The 18,586-nt window shown below is 51.0% G+C and carries 16 protein-coding genes and 2 pseudogenes; 10 read left to right on the top strand and 8 right to left on the bottom strand.

The annotated features are described in order from the left end of the window. The first annotated feature begins 332 nt into the window (after window positions 1-332). The 5 genes and pseudogenes from AC5JO6_RS28780 to AC5JO6_RS28800 all read left to right on the top strand — a co-directional run bounded on the left by AC5JO6_RS28780 (window position 333) and on the right by AC5JO6_RS28800 (window position 5,276). Window positions 333-2,483, top strand: a complete 2,151-nt coding sequence (locus AC5JO6_RS28780) for a polyribonucleotide nucleotidyltransferase (protein ID WP_496084482.1) — start codon at window positions 333-335, stop codon at window positions 2,481-2,483. 133 nt (window positions 2,484-2,616) lie between these two features. Further along, complete coding sequence (locus tag AC5JO6_RS28785) at window positions 2,617-3,468, top strand: biotin--[acetyl-CoA-carboxylase] ligase (protein ID WP_496084483.1); 852 nt, start codon at window positions 2,617-2,619, stop codon at window positions 3,466-3,468. A gap of 459 nt (window positions 3,469-3,927) precedes the next feature. Beyond that, window positions 3,928-4,422 (top strand): organic hydroperoxide resistance protein, encoded by a 495-nt coding sequence (locus AC5JO6_RS28790; protein WP_496084484.1) that lies wholly within the window; start codon window positions 3,928-3,930, stop codon window positions 4,420-4,422. 236 nt (window positions 4,423-4,658) lie between these two features. Further along, window positions 4,659-4,922: a hypothetical protein gene (locus AC5JO6_RS28795; protein ID WP_496084485.1), complete on the top strand. Its 264-nt coding sequence runs from the start codon at window positions 4,659-4,661 to the stop codon at window positions 4,920-4,922. A gap of 81 nt (window positions 4,923-5,003) precedes the next feature. After that, window positions 5,004-5,276 (top strand): annotated as a pseudogene (locus AC5JO6_RS28800) (hypothetical protein). 321 nt (window positions 5,277-5,597) lie between these two features. Here AC5JO6_RS28800 and AC5JO6_RS28805 read toward each other — a convergent pair. The 8 genes from AC5JO6_RS28805 to AC5JO6_RS28840 form a co-directional block, all read right to left on the bottom strand. Then, entirely contained in the window at window positions 5,598-6,887 is a 1,290-nt protein-coding gene (locus AC5JO6_RS28805; RefSeq protein ID WP_496084486.1) for a glycoside hydrolase family 10-like protein, read from the bottom strand. 141 nt (window positions 6,888-7,028) lie between these two features. Continuing rightward, window positions 7,029-7,292, bottom strand: coding sequence for a ParE family toxin-like protein (locus AC5JO6_RS28810; protein WP_496084487.1), 264 nt, complete (start codon window positions 7,290-7,292; stop codon window positions 7,029-7,031). Then, window positions 7,289-7,519 carry a hypothetical protein gene (locus AC5JO6_RS28815; protein WP_496084488.1) on the bottom strand — a complete coding sequence of 77 codons (231 nt, stop codon included), beginning with the start codon at window positions 7,517-7,519 and terminating at the stop codon, window positions 7,289-7,291. The genes AC5JO6_RS28810 and AC5JO6_RS28815 overlap by 4 nt, the downstream gene beginning before the upstream one ends. 76 nt (window positions 7,520-7,595) lie before the next feature. Next, a complete protein-coding gene (locus AC5JO6_RS28820) occupies window positions 7,596-8,021 on the bottom strand; it encodes a hypothetical protein (protein ID WP_496084489.1) in 426 nt (141 codons plus the stop codon). A 343-nt stretch (window positions 8,022-8,364) separates the two neighbouring features. Continuing rightward, window positions 8,365-10,368, bottom strand: coding sequence for a DNA polymerase III subunit gamma/tau (locus AC5JO6_RS28825; protein WP_496084490.1), 2,004 nt, complete (start codon window positions 10,366-10,368; stop codon window positions 8,365-8,367). Window positions 10,369-10,547: 179 nt separating this feature from the next. Next, on the bottom strand, window positions 10,548-11,489 hold the full coding sequence (locus AC5JO6_RS28830; RefSeq protein ID WP_496084491.1) for an ABC transporter ATP-binding protein: 942 nt from the start codon (window positions 11,487-11,489) through the stop codon (window positions 10,548-10,550). A gap of 5 nt (window positions 11,490-11,494) precedes the next feature. Beyond that, window positions 11,495-12,295, bottom strand: a complete 801-nt coding sequence (locus AC5JO6_RS28835) for an ABC transporter permease (RefSeq protein WP_496084492.1) — start codon at window positions 12,293-12,295, stop codon at window positions 11,495-11,497. 245 nt (window positions 12,296-12,540) lie between these two features. Next, a complete protein-coding gene (locus tag AC5JO6_RS28840; RefSeq protein ID WP_496084493.1) occupies window positions 12,541-13,158 on the bottom strand; it encodes a fatty acid desaturase in 618 nt (205 codons plus the stop codon). Between the two features lie 469 nt (window positions 13,159-13,627). Here AC5JO6_RS28840 and rnhA point away from each other — a divergent pair. The 5 genes and pseudogenes from rnhA (at window position 13,628) to AC5JO6_RS28865 (ending at window position 18,338) form a co-directional block, all read left to right on the top strand. Beyond that, window positions 13,628-14,456: pseudogene (rnhA, locus tag AC5JO6_RS28845) on the top strand (ribonuclease HI). 350 nt (window positions 14,457-14,806) lie between these two features. Next, window positions 14,807-17,107: a selenide, water dikinase SelD gene (selD, locus tag AC5JO6_RS28850; RefSeq protein WP_496084494.1), complete on the top strand. Its 2,301-nt coding sequence runs from the start codon at window positions 14,807-14,809 to the stop codon at window positions 17,105-17,107. A 226-nt stretch (window positions 17,108-17,333) separates the two neighbouring features. Next, the gene (locus tag AC5JO6_RS28855; protein WP_496084495.1) at window positions 17,334-17,714 is read left to right on the top strand and encodes a VOC family protein; all 381 of its coding nucleotides are present in this window, start codon (window positions 17,334-17,336) and stop codon (window positions 17,712-17,714) included. 41 nt (window positions 17,715-17,755) lie between these two features. Then, window positions 17,756-18,154: a rhodanese-like domain-containing protein gene (locus AC5JO6_RS28860; RefSeq protein ID WP_496084496.1), complete on the top strand. Its 399-nt coding sequence runs from the start codon at window positions 17,756-17,758 to the stop codon at window positions 18,152-18,154. A gap of 52 nt (window positions 18,155-18,206) precedes the next feature. Then, a complete protein-coding gene (locus tag AC5JO6_RS28865) occupies window positions 18,207-18,338 on the top strand; it encodes a hypothetical protein (protein ID WP_496084497.1) in 132 nt (43 codons plus the stop codon). Window positions 18,339-18,586 lie beyond the last annotated feature (248 nt).

The raw sequence follows: 18,586 nt of genomic DNA on the forward strand, positions 1-18,586 counted from the left end.
GAAAATTCGCAAATCCAGGTTTAGCCGCCGCGATCGCCACTGCATCATCCATCTTTATTGTACAACCTGAAACCTGATGTCAGAGTACCGAAAGCGCGTAAGCTTGGTTTACTTCCACGGACTGCTTCAGCATAGACCCTAACGCTAAAACATCTGCTGCTCCTTGCTGTTCGCCACTATCTTTGAATTTTCGTTCAAGCGCCTTTTCAAATTCTTTAACATTTTGAATGGCTTACTTTTGGCGATCGGTTGCATTCAAAGCCGTATCTGAATATCAATGCTACGATTGCGAAAGAAAACAAAAAGAGCGATGAAGAAGGATAACACACTACATGAAAGAATTTGAGAAGTCGATATCCTTTGATGGTAGGGATATTCGGCTGAAGGTTGGTTTACTCGCTCCACAAGCAGGCGGAACCGTCCTCATTGAATCGGAAGACACTGCTGTATTGGTCACTGCAACCCGCGCCGCTGGACGAGAAGGGATTGACTTCCTCCCGCTGCTGGTCGATTACGAAGAACGTTTGTATGCCGCTGGGCGCATTCCTGGTGGCTTTTTGCGGCGTGAAGGTCGCCCGCCCGAACGCGCCACGTTGACAAGCCGTTTGATCGATCGCCCCTTGCGTCCTCTCTTTCCCGGTTGGCTGCGCGATGATATTCAAGTTGTTGCGACCACGATGTCGATGGACGATCGCGTGCCGCCCGATGTGCTGGCTGTTACAGGCGCGTCGATCGCCGTACTGCTGGCAAAGCTACCGTTTAACGGACCAATGGCTGCCGTGCGTGTGGGCTTGGTTGGTGATGATTTCGTCATTAATCCCACCTTTAGCGAAATCGAAGCGGGTGACCTGGATCTGGTGGTTGCAGGTACGCCAGATGGTGTGATCATGGTCGAAGCGGGTGCAAACCAGCTACCAGAGCAGGACATTATTGAAGCGATCGACTTCGGCTACGAGGCAGTGCGTGACTTGATTCAAGCACAGCTAGACTTGCTGCAAGAATTGGGCATTGAGCAGGTCAAAGAAGCACCTCCGGAGGTCGATTTGACACTCGAAAATTTCATCAAAGAGCGAGCCACGCAACCAGTGAAAGAGGTGCTGGGTCGCTTTGAGAAAGATAAAGCGGTGCGGGATACGGCATTGGATGAGATTAAGGCATCGGTGGTGGCGGCGATCGCCGAACTGCCTGATGAAGATCCGGTCAAACTGGCAGCCGCTAAAGCGCCCAAAGCGTTGAGCAACACCTTCAAAGAAGTCACCAAAACGCTCATGCGTCGCCAGGTGATTGAAGACAAAGTGCGGGTAGACGGTCGCCAACTGGATGAAGTGCGTCCGATTTCGTGTCGGGTTGGCGTTTTGCCACCACGCGTACATGGCAGCGGGTTGTTTAACCGGGGACTCACGCAGGTTCTATCAGTCGTCACGCTGGGTACGCCTGGTGATGCCCAGGAAATGGATGACCTCCATCCTGATGAGAAAAAACGCTACCTGCATCACTACAACTTCCCGCCCTACTCGGTGGGTGAGACACGCCCTATGCGAACCCCTGGTCGTCGTGAAGTCGGTCATGGTGCCCTGGCAGAACGTGCCCTCATTCCCGTTTTGCCCAAGAAAGAAGATTTTCCGTATGTCCTGCGGGTCGTCTCCGAAGTACTGTCCTCCAACGGTTCCACATCAATGGGATCGGTCTCCGGCTCCACCCTGGCGCTGATGGATGCAGGCGTTCCCATTACTAAGCCTGTGAGCGGTGCGGCGATGGGTTTGATCAAAGAAGGCGACGAAATCCGCATTCTGACCGATATTCAGGGCATTGAAGACTTCCTGGGCGACATGGACTTCAAAGTAGCGGGTACGGATACGGGCATCACCGCTCTCCAGCTTGACATGAAGCTGAACGGTCTACCGTTGGCGGTTATCGCTCAGGCAATCAACGAGGCAAAGCCTGCCCGACTGCACATCCTGTCCAAGATGCTGGAGGCAATCAATCAGCCACGCGCTGAAATGTCGCTCTTCGCACCGCGCTTGCTGACCATCAAGATTGATCCCGATATGATCGGTATGATCATTGGTCCCGGTGGTAAGACCATCAAAGGTATTACTGAAGAAACCGGAGCCAAAATCGACATCGAAGATAGTGGCATTGTCACGATTTCGTCGATCGATGGCGAATCGGCGAAAAAAGCACGCAGCATCATCCAGGGGATGACGCGCAAGCTCAACCAGGGTGATGTGTATGTCGGTAAAGTGACTCGTGTGATTCCGATCGGTGCGTTTGTCGAGTTCCTTCCCGGCAAGGAAGGCATGATCCATATCTCGCAGTTGGCAGACTACCGCGTGGGCAAGGTGGAAGATGAAGTGAATCTTGGCGATGAAGTAATTGTCAAGGTGCGCGAAATCGACAGCCGGGGACGCGTCAACCTCACGCGTTTAGGGATTCACCCTGACGAAGCGTCGGCAGCTCGTGAAGCGGCGGCTGTAGTTTAAGCCAGTTCGGGCTGAAGCAAGAACGATCCCCCACCGTTTTAAGGGGGATCGACCGCTCAAGCGCTTCGAGCGACTGTTTTAGCTCGATCGCTACCTAGACTTTATACACTCACTGGTAGCAGGTGCGGTTTTGATGGCACGATCGCAGTCCCAACTGCCGGAGTGGTTGCATTGGTTAGACTCATGCCCCAGTACAAACACCTGGGCGATCGCCCATTGCTTCAAGCTTCAGCACGGCGATGTGGTATACACTCCCCATCAAACCTCTGGGCGCGGGCAGTATGGACGAGTCTGGCATTCTCCACCTGGCGTACTGACCGCTAGCTTCGTTCTGGAGCCGATTCCCGTTGCACAATTGCCTGTGATCAGCCTGGGAGCAGGGCTAAGCGTAATTTATGCTGTTGAAGATTTGTTGCCCGCTTTGCAAGGCACTCTACGCTTGAAGTGGTCAAATGACGTGCTACTAAACGGGTGCAAGCTAGCAGGTATTCTGTGCGAAGCGACTGCCAATAGCAACATGGGACGCGTTATCGTCGGTATTGGGCTAAACTGTTGCGTTGATTTTGAGCAAGCTGGTCTGGATGCTGACACGATCGATCAGGCAATTAGTTTGCACCAGGTTATCCCGATCGTCCCTGACACACTGCTGCTATTAGAACGCCTACGTCATTATTTACTGCAAACAGCAGGTTTACTTAAGCCAGAACACGACACTGAAAGTACTGGATTAACGGTATTATTACCCGCACTCCGAAATCGTGATGCACTGTTAGGTCATCTCATTTGCGTCGATACAGGTAGCGAACGGGTTGCCGGAGAAGCAGCCGGAATCAGTGATCGCGGTCATCTCCTGTTGCAACTGCCCAACGGCGAAGTGCAATCGTTCGTATCAGGACACATTCTTTGGAAAGAGCGTGAGGGGCGATCGTCGTATGAGGCTACCCTACTTGAAGCCAAAGTCCTTGCAGTGCCGCAAGACGCTTAAGCCATTTTATTGGTGCGCTTTCTTGAATGTTTGAGACAAGCAGTGAAAGCGATCGATCGCTTACAGCCAGGTAGCGAGATAGGAGTGATATACGGTGTATTTAATAGTACATTTGCTCATATTTGTGGTAAACCTGGAAAATATACGGAAAGATTCTGCCTATCCACCTTCAGCCGCGTATTCTGCGGAAAGATTCTACCTAACCACTAAATTTAGGGCATTATGCTGAATCATTCTGACCATCTACCCAGTGCGGGATCTTAGGCAGAAAGTTTCCGTCTAATAATAGTTCGACTGCTTTGTTCTCGTGGTAAAACGTAGTTTCAGAATTTTCGGTTAGCGTTCAGCATTAATGTTGTTGTAAGGCAGATATGATTATGTCTTGAGATCATCGCTCGACGCTCGGTATTGGATTTAGTGTTAGGCTGCTTGCAGTATCGTCAGTAAAAGGGAGAAATCATGAATCCTGAAACAGAAAAACTGATGCAGCAATTAGAACAGCCATACGAAGGGGTTGAAATGAAGCCTTTGTATACGGCTGTGGTCACGGTAACGCCTGGTCAAGAAGGCCATGCTCGGATGTCGGGTCATGCGAAAAGTGCTGATGGATTACTAACTTTAGACCTCGCGATGCCACAAGAGTTGGGAGGGCGTGGTCAAGGAACCAATCCAGAACAACTATTTGCTGCTGGATACGCCGCTTGTTTTCATGGAGCACTTGCATTAGTTGCCAGAAAAATGCGGGTTGATGCGTCTCAATCAGCAGTGACGTGTGCAATCACGATCGGCAGAGATCCAGCAGATGGTGGATATAGACTTGCGGCTGATTTGAAAGTGGAGATGCCAAACTCAGACCGCGAAAAAGCAGAGCAGGTTGTGGTTCAAGCCCATCAACTCTGCCCATACTCCAAAGCAATTGCTGGTAATGTTGACGTGAAGCTGACAGTAGTTTGATGGGTGCATTGGTGCATCGGTTACGGTCAGCAGTCGAACAATTCGGTTGCAGCGGACGTGAAATGTTTTCGTCTATCGCTAAAATTGGTTGGTCGCCGCTGAACCGCATCGTTAGCTGGCTTCGGTTACGGGTGGGGCGGTAGTTGGGAGGCTATCTGTCGGAGTTTTATGCTTGGAGAGTAGTTGAAGGCATCACTCTTTGATTATGGATAGATGAAAAGCACTGGAGTTCATACATGACCTTTATCAAGAGACTCCTCTCGATCGCAGTCTTCATTTTCTGCTTTTTGACTGCAATTGTTCTATTTGCCGTTTCAATTGATAGCACCATTACGGGCGAAGACAAGATCTTTAGCGATATATTCCTTTTTATTATCGGCACTCTCTCATTTCTATTTGCAAGATGGCTATGGCGCACTGCTAAAGCGACAGTGCATCTTGATCCGATTGAGATTACCGATTCTGTAATTGGAGACATTCAATCTAGTCCAATATCATGATCCACTCCCTATGATTGCTTTGGGGCGGGTGCAGTTTTGATGGAAGCCTTCAGACAGTCAGATGCAAATCGGCAATAATGTATGCGATTCAAGTATTCAACCACTAGCCCAGCCCAAAACGAATTTGACAGCTTGCCAAGACTTCCATTACTGCTGCGTCGAGAAAATCAGGAATTGGAGCGGTTGGGTTGGTGGATAGTGGAGCTACAGTGAATGTCTTACCCTACGAATTTGGTTTAGAGTTGGGAGGGATTTGGGACGATCTCAGAGCCATCATTCAAATTTTTCCTCGAATTCGATGTTTGCTTCTACCGTTCAAAACTGGAGTTTGAAGTCAAACCTAAATCCTCGTAGCCAGCCAGCTAACAAGTCGCTGCACCGGAACGTATAAAGGTTATTTGTGGGAGTTCAAAGTTACCTGCGTCCGCTCATCTCAATCGTTAGCCCGCTGGATTACGGTTGCGGCAGGTTTTTGTAGGATGTGTATAGCCTACTCTTCGAGAAGCAAGCTACGGCATGGCTGCGCTAAAGGCGACAGCCGTAACGCATCACAAGCCCCGGAAGCGATGCGTGACACTGCGCTTTTCTGCGATGCTGGCACGGCTTTACATATCGTACGCAAGCATCCGGTTTTATTAAATCCACGATCCTAAGCAACCGCCTAAAGTAGTCATCTTAATTGGATGGTGTCCAACCTTGCATCACATTGGGTCGAGGTACAGAGAGCGGAAAAAGCATCTGGAAGGCGGCTTTGCGATCGACTTGCGGTTCAGCCGCTAACCGCCACAGCGTCTCGTAGAAGAAGAACGACACGCCTGCAAACTCCTGTTGCCGCACTGCCTGGACTTGATCGCGTACCTGCCGCATCGGTACGGTACGCTTCTTCAGCCCGGTTAAAATGCCGATGCCCGTTGGAATATGTTGTCGAGCCGCTTGAAGTTCTGGTGCTTTAAGCTGTGCCGTAAACGCTTGCAGATCATTCCCATAGACCTGAAGCACTAATTCTTCGATCAGCCCTTGCTGCTCCCATGTGCGCCAGTCTTGCAGCGAGTTGTTGTATGAAAAGTCGTAGTTATTGGGTGACAGCGTGAGTAAAACATCGTTCTTCCGCGCTTTGATGGCACGAAAAAGCTGCGTTGTGAAGCGGGTGATTTTGTTTGCCCGCCAGCGTACCCAGGCAGGATCTTTAGGATTAGTTGGCGGCGCTTTACCCTGATGTTCACGCTTGTAAAGCTGCACGGTGTAATCATCATAGCCAAACTGGTAAGGCAGCCCAAAATGGTCGTCCAGCTGAATACCGTCGATGTCGTACTTGGTGACCAGTTCCAGAATGAGGGTCTGAATCAACTGCTGCACCTCTGGTTTAAAGGGGTTGAGCCAAACGCGAGGATAAATGCCTTCTTGCCAAACCTGTGTACCGTCCTGCTGCTGCGTCAACCAATCGGGATGCCGGATTGCCAGTGCCGAATCTTCGGGTGCCATGAAGCCAAACTCAAACCAGGGAAGCACTGCGATCCCCTTCTGGTGAGCCTGCTGCACGAGTTCTGCTAGAGAATCGCGCCCCTCTAGCCCGATCGGTCGTGGGTCAACGGCAGCACCGATCGCCTGCTTTGCGACAGCACTGGGATAGGTTGTGTAACCCCAGTTCCAAACAGCAGGATACACGGTATTGAAATGAAGCTGAGCCAGTTGCTGTACCGCATCCTTGAGCACTGTCGGGCTAAACAGCACCGCACTATCAACATTGGTTAGCCAAACGCCACGAATTTCACTGCGAGGGGCGATCGTACGTCGAGAAGTGGGTTGTGCAGTTGTTGGCATCACCACACTGACCAGCAGTAATAAACTCCCCACCAATAGCAGCAAGAAAACTCTCAGCCTGGACTGCCATGCCTGCTGATATCTACTGTTTAGTAGAAATTGCCTGGCATCATGCAGCGATCGACTTAGTTGTTGGATAACCACACGTATCATGAAATTGTCTTTAAAGAGAAAAGAACTAGGCTTTTGGTTAACGGTTCGGTTGAGCGGTTGCAGATTGCCTCGCACAACAAATGAGAAGACTTTCAATTGTCCGCTCTAAGCGGGTTGTTCTACTGTTGGCACTTATGAATAGAATTCTTCGTACTCATCATGGTCACCAATCCAAAACCATGTAACTGTGTCCCTCTCTAGAACACCAAGCGCACGATGGCTTCGCGTCACTCGTACTGACCAAATTCCTTCTTTGCTGTTGATGCACTTGAAATGTAGCGATGGATGAAATGGGTTCTCTGACCACAATCGGTATGCTTTTCTTGCTCCTGCTCTTGCTTCATCACTCAGTTCTCGATAATTCTCCCAAAAGGCGGGCAGCGTTGCTGACTTCATAGCTGCTCATAATTCATCGGGACTGATTGACCCGCTGCAATCTCTTGTTTTGCTTTCCGAGCTGCCGCAACTAAATTCTCTTGTGTTCGCTTAAATGAAGCATCCCATCGCTGCTCATCTTCCAAATCAGCAATGTATTCCCGAATGTGATCTGCAACTTTTTCTTGCAAGTCATCCGGTAAAGATTCAACCATCTTGACAATTGTTGTGATAGCAGGGGAAGACATAAGCCGATTTGGAATGATTCAGTAAAAAAGAATCCTTCTCTATTTTAGCAACTAATATTTGCGAGTCTGGGTAGAGTTACTGCTCATCTGGTAGCAGCGATCGATTTGGCGCTGCAATTTGGAGTTCATGATCAGGGTGCTGCTCAACAAATCGATCGACCTCTCGTAGACGTTCCGGCAGTGGTGGATAATCTTCACCATAGCGATGAAATCGGAAACCTAAAGCGTACAGTTTTTGGACTTTCTTCCACTGCTCACGATGACTACGTTTGAGAGCTTTAAATGAACGCCCCATTAAATAAATCTTGCTGCCACAATCTGGGCAAATATGCTCCTTTTCGTAACTCAGCTTAAAACTTTTTTGACAATTGAAACAGGCATGAGCGCCTAAATACGGGTACGGGTAGAAAGAATGATGTAGAGATTGAGAAACTCCAACCTTTCGATTTCCAATACCTCCCCGAATTTCCATCTGACGTTGCTTCTCTTCGTTAAATGCCATAGCTGATGCGAATTGTCTTTATAGAAATCTTAAGCCGTAGAACTATTAATAGACTGAAACTCTCCGCCTAAGATCCCGCAGCGGGTGGATAGGCAGAATGATTCGACATAGTACCCCATATCGGTAAATAGGTAGAGCTTTCCCGCAGAACACATTGGGCGAACGCATACGCTTCTTAACACGCTAGGGATAGCACAATTCAGACTTACACAACGCTAAAGTAGACAATTTTTTTTCGCAATAAGCTCTGATTGATGAGACTATTCGCAGTAAAGCAGACGAAATTGGCGCTTATTGAGATATGTGCTTTTGTATGCGTTTGCCTTAGCAGAACACACTTCTGTTAAAACGGTACGTCATCATCTGACTCTGGTTCATAGTCTGTCTCCGGTAACGCTGTTGTTTTTTCTTGAAGACTGGCTGAGTCGATTTCGGATAGTTTAGGGGCTTCTGCTACGGTGTCACTGTCGCTCATATCGACCACTTTGCCGCCAAAAAAGTCAGCCAGTTGTTTGGAAGCGCGGGTCACGTCGTCGTCTTGCTGCCATTGATCAGGCGTAGCGTAATCCGCTGCCGACTCTGTGACATGGTTAGAGGACAGTTGTTTCGGTGCTGCGGGGGCTTGCGAATTTGTACCTGCTTGAGCGTCGCTTGAAGCGATCGGCGCGATCGGTTGATCAGCACTTGATGCTGGCGCTGCATCACGGGGAGCAGCTTGTGCGGTGCGATCGCTGGAATCACCTTCAGACGAGGGTAGGCGATCGGTTGTCTCTTGCTGTTGCACTATTTGACCAGCTTGAGGTATTGTTTCCGCTACTTGAAGGACAACTTTAACCTTCGCCTTAAACGCTTTAGCAGCAGCCTTTTCAAGCTGAGGCAGCATCCCGTTGATCATTTTGAGTATCCCTTGAGACTTCACGCCCACCAGAATTTCATGGTCGTTCTGGTTGAGTAAGTAGCAATTCGCACTCAACATACCGCGCGTACCTGGTAGGTCAATATGACTCAAGATTTCCTGCCAGGTTTGGCTGAGATTACCGCTGGCGCTATTGGCTGGCTGGTTCACCACGTTAGACGGAGTTGCTTCTACGGTACGAGTGGCTAGTTCTGCGATCGCCACTGCTTCTGCTGGCTCCACGGGGTTTTCTGAAGCGATCGCCTCGGCTTGCAGAGGCTTCACTGCTTCAACAGGAGGACTAGCAGGCACTACCACATCAGCCGCTCTCGTCGGGCTAACCGCTGACCACTGACCGCTGACTGCCGACGGCAACAACCCCATCAACGTCACTTCTAACCACAACCTCGGTTGCGTTGTGCTTTTAATTTGATCTTCACTTTTACGAAGCTGCTGCTGCCCTGCCAGGATGGTTTGCAAGGTCAACGTTTGAGCGAAGTGGCAGAGCGCTTCCCATGTGGGTGGAGTGAGTGCAACGAGATCATTACGATCGGGAGCAGTTTTGGCAATGAGCAAATCCCGGTAGAAGCTGGCAAGGTTTTGCAGCACGATTAGCGGCTCGCGTCCTCGATCCATCAGTCGGCGGACGCTATCGAGTAGGGTCTCGGGGCTGTCTTGCGCGATCGCCTCTAGCAAACTCATCAAATCGCGCTCTGGCACTGACCCCACCAGATCCCACACTTTATCAACCGTGACCTCACTGGGCAGCAAACTTAGTTGATCCAGCAGGCTTTCGGCATCACGCATCCCACCTTGAGAAATTTGGGCGATCAGGGTGATGGCATCGTCGGTAATCGCGATCGCTTCTTTGTCTGCGATCGAGCGGAGATGGCTAGCACTTGCCGCTAGGGGAATGCGCCGAAAGTCAAACCGCTGACAACGCGAAATAATGGTTGGTAGCACCCGTTGGGGATCGGTGGTTGCCAGCACAAACACCACGCGATCGGGTGGTTCCTCCAGCGTTTTTAGCAAGGCATTAAACGCGGCGGTGCTGAGCATATGACATTCATCGATCACATACACCTTATAGCGACATTGGACAGGTGCAAACTGCGATCGCTCGATTAGCTCACGAATGTTGTCAACACCTGTATTGCTGGCAGCGTCAATTTCAATCACATCTAACGCTGAGCCTTTAGCGATCGACTGACACACTTCGCACACGCCACAAGGTTGTGCGGTGGGCACGTCGGACTTCAGACAGTTCAGCGATTTTGCTAGAATGCGCGCACTCGACGTTTTGCCTGTGCCTCGTGCGCCTGTGAACAAATACGCAGGCGCAATCCGCTGCTGCTGAAGCGCGTTCGTGAGCGTCGTGGCGATCGCCTCCTGCCCGACCAGATCACCAAAACTCTGCGGACGGTATTTGTGATGGAGCGGTTGATAGGTCATCGATCTACAGCAAATCCTTACTCTCTAGCGTAAGCGACAGTTGATGCGAACGTATGCACTATTTTCATTTGCAGCGGTGCTCAATTGAGTCAGCCACAGTCTATCAAAGGGGGTGTGGGGCGTAGGGTGTAGGGTGTAGGGAATGGAAATGGCTGTCAGTAAGACCTCGGATGTCTGAATTAACTGATGGCTTCCAGTGGTTGTGGTACGGCTTGCGATCGCTCATCCCGTTCTGACCGTAAGACTTCATCGTAGATGTGTTCCAGACGCACGGGTTGACGTGCGATCGACTCTAGCGGAATGCCATCAAAACGATCGATAATCTCTTTCATTCCCAGTGGTTCCGGTAGCCAGAAGGCAAGCTCGTCGCCATAGCGACGATGGGGAAAGCCATAGGTCTGGGCACGGGCGATCGCCTGCTCTTCAGCACCAGTTCGCACCACGACGATTTCTTGAGCGGTAATGCACTGCCGCAGTTGCGCTAAACTCCCTTCAGCCAGAAGATAGCCGTTTTTGAGGATGCCGAGGCGATCGCATAATCGTTCTGCTTCATCCAGCAAATGTGTGGTGAGCAAGATTGTCATGCCCTGACTCTGCAACTGTCGTATCAGCCGCCAGAGGTCGATCCGTGCTTCCATGTCCAAGCCCGTCGTCGGCTCATCCAGGATCAGTAGTTTAGGATGATGCACCAGCGCGATCGCCAGACTCAGGCGACGTTTCATCCCACCGCTCAAGGTTTCAGCGGGACTCTTTGCCCGTGACAGCAGACCCACTGCATCCAGACATGCAGGCACCTGTTCCTTCCGTTGCTGACGCGATCGACCATACAACCGCGCAAAAAAGTGGAGATTTTCCTCACACGTCAGGCTGGCATACTGCAAGTTTTCTTGCGGCACCAGACCAATGAGCGGCTTTGTAGCGTCTGAAAGCGGCTGACCAGACAGCATTACACGACCGCTATCTGCGGCTAACAGATGGCAAAGAATGCGAATGGTGGTGGTTTTGCCTGCTCCGTTGGGTCCCAACAACCCGTAGATTTCACCCGGAGCGATGCTCAGGTTCAGGTTTTGTAAGACGGCACGATCGCCGTAGGATTTGTAGAGGCTTTGAATATGCAGCATGAACCCTACAGTCTCCTTTCACTGCTGAGCATTTGATGGTAGGCTAACCAGCCAGCCAGTACCATCAAGCCCGTAAAGCCAACCAAAAACCATAAATGTGGTGCCACGTCAGCCATACTGAAATCCGCTACAGAGACGGCTGCTAGTGCCTCAATCATGTGATAAATCGGGTTGTAGCGGGCAATTTGTCGTAGTGCCTCAGGGAAGAAATTAATGGGAATAAACGCACCACTCAGTAGCAATAACGGCACGCCCAGCGCCGCAATCAATGCATTGACATCCTCTGTGCGACGAGCCAGCTTGGCACCAATGCAAAAGCCCGTGCCGACATACGCCATCATGCTCAAGCTGATAGTCAGCAAACTCAGAGACAGTGATCCTTTAAACTCAGAGCCAGTGAACGCCGCGATCGCGTAAACCAGCAGCGTCTGCCCCAGCCCGATCGCCCCGTATGCTAGAAAAATCCCCAGAAAGTAAGCGACCCCTCGAAGGGGCGAAATCATCAACTGTTTGAGCGTCCGCTGCTCACGCTCTGCCACGATCGTTGCAATGCTACCACCCAGGCAGCTAAAAAACAGCGCTGTACCTACCAGACAAGGCGGTACCGATTGGGCAAAGGCGGCTGCCGTTGAAAGCTGCGATCGTTCCGTCAGAATCAAACTATTCACAATCAAAATCGATGCCGGAAAGATCACCCAGCAGACAAGACTTACTTTACGTCGCCACAGTTCCAGTAAGGTGCGTCGCGCGATCGCCATCATGCCCAACCAGTCGCGTCTTAATTGTCGTGTGATGTGTCCTTGCATGGATTGTTACAGATGCCGTAGCGTGAAAACTATAAGCGTTTTGGAAGCGGTCAGCAGTAGGAGCGGGGGAATGGGGGAGCAGAGGGAGCGGGGGAGCAGAGGGAGCGAGAGGAGCAGAGGAGCAGAGGGAGCGGTCAGCAGGGGGAGCGGGGGGGCAGAGGGAGCGGGGGAAGCAGAATGCAGTTTCTGGATTCATGCTTAGCAATGTCTGAGTAGCTGATAGCTGATAGCTGATAGCTAGTTGCTCACTTACCGAACTGTGTGAGCGCGATCGCAGGCAACTGCCACCAGGGTAGATTCGGCTGTTCATGATGCTCTTGATGGTAGCCAAAGTGATAGCACGTGAGAAACGACCAAACCAGCGGACGATAGTTGCTGGTGGCACGCGACGCATTCTGGTAGCCGTCTGTTGGTTCACGATGCACCAAAAATGTGCCGAAATAGAACAACTGGAAGGAACTTAAGAGTGATGGCACTGCCCAAAACAAGAGCAGATTCGCTTCAGGCACATGCAGCACACGATGGATGAAGTGATACGCTCCTGTAATGCCAATGCACTGCCAAAAGCCCCAATAACGGTACATAAACCGCGCATACCAGAGCAACATATGCGTGTGCTTGCCATCATGAAAATCGGGGTCACGATCGCTCGCAGGATGCTGATGATGCTGCCAGTGGGCAGTGCGTAACTTGTAGTACGGCAGAAACCCATAGCACAGCAGCACCAGAAACCCGATCGCATGGTTAAGCCGAGGGCGTTGCGGCACGATACAGCCATGCATCGCATCATGAGCCGTAATAAATAGCCCCGTATACAGAAATGTTTGCCAAAGTATAGCGAGAGTAAGCCAAGTGATCTGCAAATGCTGAACCTCCAGCCTGAGCAGACTCACCAAACTAGCTGCCCAAGTGGCGATGATTAAACTAGCTACGCTTAATCCCCAATATCTGTTCTTGTTTGTGATAGATGACGTTGATGGTGCAAACTGCTGCCTTGGCTGTGTCAAACCTGACGCTGCATGAACGCTTCTTTCTTTTTCAAGCACTATGACACTTCCATAATGAGATGACCGCAGAACCGATGGTAGGTCAAAACCTCTGAGTAGGCAGACGTGAACACGGGTCGACCGTCCTTATGACCAACGTACCTGGTTTCGCCTTCACCATCGCTACGAATGGCAAAAAAAGTGCCCGATCGACGACACGATCGCGAGCCTTTTCTTGTAAACCATGCCGAAGCAAAGCAGCTTAAACACTGAGACGACTCTTTCGGTAATCGTTCGTATGCTAACCTGAATAGTCCATTGCTGAACATTACCGAACGTATGATTTATGGCTGACTGCACAAAGATCCAGGCGATTTACACCGATGGCGCGTGCTCTGGCAACCCTGGTCCCGGTGGTTGGGGCACGGTCGTTTACTTTGTAGATGGTGCCGTTCACGAGATGGGTGGAGCCAAGGCGCACACGACCAATAATCAAATGGAGATGCAGGCAGCGATCGCAGCGCTTCAGTTCCTCAAAGACGTTGGCTACACAGAGCCAATCGAACTCTACACCGATAGCGAATACGTCAAAAACGGCATCACACAATGGATTCACGGCTGGAAGAAGAAAGGCTGGAAAACCTCAACTGGCAAAGCCGTCCTCAATCCTGACCTGTGGCAGCAGATGGATGCTTTGAATTCACCAAAAATCCAGTGGCGCTACGTGCGAGGTCATACGGGTAATGTTGGCAACGAACGGTGTGACGCGATCGCCCGTGCGTTCTCACTGGGTAGAGTGCCGAACTTAAAACAGCTTGCTCTTCCTTTGCAGTAACTCTATCAGTCACTTCTAGAGTCTCAATTTTTTCCTGTTCCATACTTTGTGGACTCACCCGATGGATGCCCATCCTCCCTCTCAGACTGATGCGATCGATAATTTACCGCGTGAAATTAGAGTTGAACAACTACGCGATCTGGTAGACACGCTCCATTTTGCTGACGAAATTTCTAGTAAGGGCTACTTAATTACCAGTTCTGAACTCGCAGATCTGATGGATATTAACGCCAGTGCCGTCACCAGTCGCGGCGATAATTGGGTCTGGCGTAACTGGGTCGTCTCCCGTGTGCGGCGAGAAGGGAATCAGATTCTCTGGCAGCTAGAGCGGGTTGATTGAGAAGGGAAGAAGTGGTTGGTTGTTAGTTGTTAGTTATTAGAGGGGAAGTGGGGGAGGCAGGGGAGGCAGGAGAGGCAGGGGAGGCAGGAGAGGCAGGGGAAGCAGGAACAAATTCTGTATTTAAACGCGATGTGCGACTTTCCTGCAATGCCTGCCAAAACTGCCCTCACCCTAGCCCTCTCCCGATGGGAGAAGGAACCGGAACGGTCTGGAAGCCCTTCTCCCTGGGGAGAAGGGTGGGGATGAGGGCGAATTAGTTGCACATCGCGTTATTTAACTCAAAACCTCCCTCGCTCCTTCTGCTCCTTCGCCCCTTCCGCTTTCCCCTCTTCTACAATGAGGCTATGGCAATGAACCAATCACAGCCGATCGGCAGAGATTTAGTGCTGCTGGGTGGTGGGCATGCTCATGCGATCGCCCTGCGGCTGTTTGGCATGAAACCGATGTCAGGAGTCCGCATTACACTACTGACGGAAGCATCGGATACCGCTTATTCGGGAATGCTGCCGGGGCATGTAGCGGGTTTCTATAGTCGAGAAGAGTGCCATATTGATCTGCGTCGATTGGCTCAATTTGCGGGCGCACAGCTTTATCTCGATCGCGCGATCGGCTTAGATCTGGCGAAGAAGCAGATTCTTTGCGCCAACCGTCCGCCTGTTGGCTTTGATTTGCTGTCTATCAATCTTGGGAGTGCGCCCAGACTGCCTGATGTCATTGGCGATCGGGAGGCGCTCATTCCAGCTAAACCCATTCGTCAATTTCTAGAGCGCTGGGATCAGGTTGTCGATGACCTCTCGCAAAAACCTGAGAAGGCTGTGACCATCAGCATTGTGGGCGGTGGTGCAGGTGGTGTGGAACTGGCGCTCACGATACAACATCGCCTTCAGCAAATTTTGAGCGCCGCGCAACAGCCGTTTAGCAATTTGACTGTGCATCTTTTTCAAAAAGAAGCGACCTTGTTACCCACCCAAAACCACTGGGTGCGCGATCGCTTTCAGACTCTTTTAACGCAACGTGGCATTCAGCTTCATTTGCAGGAGCCTGTTCGCTCAGTAGAGTCGCATCGCGTTATCTGTGCATCAGGTCTAACGATCGCGTGTGACTACATTTTTTGGGTCACGCAGGCTTCGGCTCCCGACTGGCTGGCAAAGGCTGGTTTAGCTGTTGATGAAAACGGCTTTGTTTTGGTAAATGATACGCTGCGATCGCTGTCTCACCCCGACATCTTCGCGGCTGGCGATAGCGCAACGATGCTCAATCATCCTCGCCCAAAAGCAGGCGTGTTTGCGGTGCGTCAGGGAAAACCCCTGGTTGACAATTTGCGTCGATCGCTGCAAAACCAGTCCCTAAAACCGTTTCGACCGCAGGCGCAATATCTCAGCTTGATTGGTACAGGTAATGGTGAGGCGATCGCGGCGCGTGGATCATTTGGTTGGCAGTCACCATTGTTGTGGCGCTGGAAAGATCGGATCGATCGGGCGTTTATGCAGCGGTTTAGTGATTTGCCGCAGATGGAGGAGAGCGGTCAGCCGTCAGCCGTCAGCGGTCAGCTAGAGCGTGTAGTTGATGCCTTCCTGCTGTCTAAGGTTCCGGATCAGAACGTCCCAACCATGCGCTGTGCGGGGTGTGGTGCGAAGGTGGGCAGCAGCATTTTATCGCGTGTGTTGCGGCGAGTGCAGCAGGAAAGCGGAGGGCTTGCTGAGCGATCGGATATTCTCGTCGGCTTGGAGGCTCCAGATGATGCGGCAGTGGTGCAAGTCCCGGCAGGCTTGGTGATGGTGCAAACCATTGACTACTTTCCGGCACTGCTGAATGACCCATTTGTCTTTGGGCAGGTTAGCGCGAACCATGCCCTGAGCGATCTGTTTGCGATGGGTGCCCAACCGCAGAGTGCGCTGGCGATCGCCACGATTCCTTACGCACAGCCTGCAAACGTCGAAGAAACTCTCTATCAGCTCCTTTCGGGCGCAATATCTGTTCTGCATCAGGCGCAGGCAGTGCTCATTGGCGGACACACCACCGAAGGCGCAGAACTGGCGTTTGGATTGTCGTGTAACGGGTTGGCACAGCCCGATCGCCTGCTTCGGAAAGGCGGCATGAAACCGGGACAGGTGTTGCTCTTAACGAAGGCGATCGGCACGGGTACACTTTTTGCCGCCCACATGCAGCTTCGAGCCAAAGGACGCTGGCTGGATGACGCGATCGCCTCTATGCAGCAATCCAATCAGCAAGCGGCAACCTGTTTATTGGAGCATCACGCCACTGCCTGTACGGATGTTACAGGTTTTGGCTTAATCGGGCATCTGGTGGAAATGGTGCAAGCCTCTAAGGTTGCCGTAACGCTAAATTTAGCCGCTATTCCTTTGCTTCAAGGTGCTCTGGAAACAGTGGAAAAAGGTATCACCAGTTCGCTACAACCTCAAAATCTTCACGCTGTTCAAGCGATCGCCAATGCATCTGCTGTCAACACGCATCCCCATTTCCCACTCCTCTTCGATCCGCAAACGTCAGGTGGGTTACTAGCTTCCGTTCCTGTAGAGGAGAGCGATCGTTGTCTGACTGCCCTTCGTGCGCTTGGCTATGCACACAGTGCCATCATCGGTCACACAACGCCTCTATCCGCTCAAGCAAAACCGATTACGATCGTGTAGAAACCGATAGAAATTGCATTAGTCACTATTGGAATCGTTGACTAGGCACTGATATAGCGGTTCCCATTAGAGTGCGGTACAAGGGCTAAGGTTTTCAGGCAGAAGGAAAGCCGCCGTGCTCTTTCACTTCTGCCCTCTGCCCTCTACCTTCTGCCTCTTTGCGACTGTACTTCACTGGATTAGGAACCGCTATGGCATCAGTCGTTTATCTATAGGTAGATTTCAAATGAAGCTTCATCCTTTACATGCTACGACCCTCGATCACGTCACCTTGTATGTCAACAATCTGGCTGAAAGTGTCAACTTTTACACCACCCTTTTTGGCTTTGAAATCAAGAAAGAACAACCCGCCGATCGCTCTTTAATTATTGGTAACGATGCGATCAAACTCTGTCTCTATGAAGACCCTGAAAAGGCTAAACCTGGTGGCATTGCCCATTTTGGTTTGCATGTGCAAAACTTCTCAGAGATTGTTGAGAAATGCGAATCTTTAGGTGTGCCGATGCCGTACGGTATTGTCAATTGGGAAAAATCGCGCTCCATCTACATTGTCGATCCCAATGGCTACGAAATTGAACTCAGCGAAGTCAAAGGTGGCGGCTTGTAGTCCTAAACTTATTGTCGTTCCTCCTCTCTCCCCTTTTTTTCATGCCCAAAACATTGCCTATTGCCGCTTTTCTCACTGCACCCGGAGCGCTTCTGGATGTACGAAGTCCGACTGAGCATGAGCAGGGACGCATCCCCGGAGCCGTGAGTTTTCCCCTGTTTAGCAATGAAGAACGGGCGCAGGTTGGCACGTGTTACAAACAGCAGGGGCGGGATGACGCGGTGGAGTTGGGGCTGTCGATCGCCGGACCCAAATTAGCGTCCTTCGTCGCGCAAGCTAAAGTACTGTCACCCGATCGCACAGTACGAGTGCACTGCTGGCGGGGTGGAATGCGTAGCGGCAGCCTGGAGTCGATGCGTTACGCTACGCTTTTCTTGAATGCCGGAACGGCTATACAGCATCCTACACAGAATTTCAGGTTATTTAATCCACGATCCTAAGCAGCAATTATCCTTGCAGAGTTTGGACTGAATCCAGGTTGGCAGCATACAGATGCTATTGGAGACAGCTCTTTTTACGCAAGAGATGGATGGAGTAGCAACCGTCACAATTTACAAGGCAACCCAGAAAGGGATGGGGCAGCGACTGATGGAACATGGCTTTCAGCCTGCTGATTTTCCTTAACCACCCTCCAAACGCTGACGGTAAGTCTTATTTCGCTGCACCACAGAGCCGAAGTCTAGCTGAAGAATATCATCGCTATTACAAAGACGGAATTTTGGAAGTTACAATTGACTTAAAAACGTACAATCGGCACTTTAAAGCACTCGAAAGACCGTATCAGGGCGAAGCGCAAGTTGAATTGCTCATTCCTCACACCTTAGCTCGACTTTATCCAATTAGGCAGCGTAGCACAATAGGCTGAAACAGCA

It is taken from the genome of Tildeniella sp. (assembly GCF_059505325.1).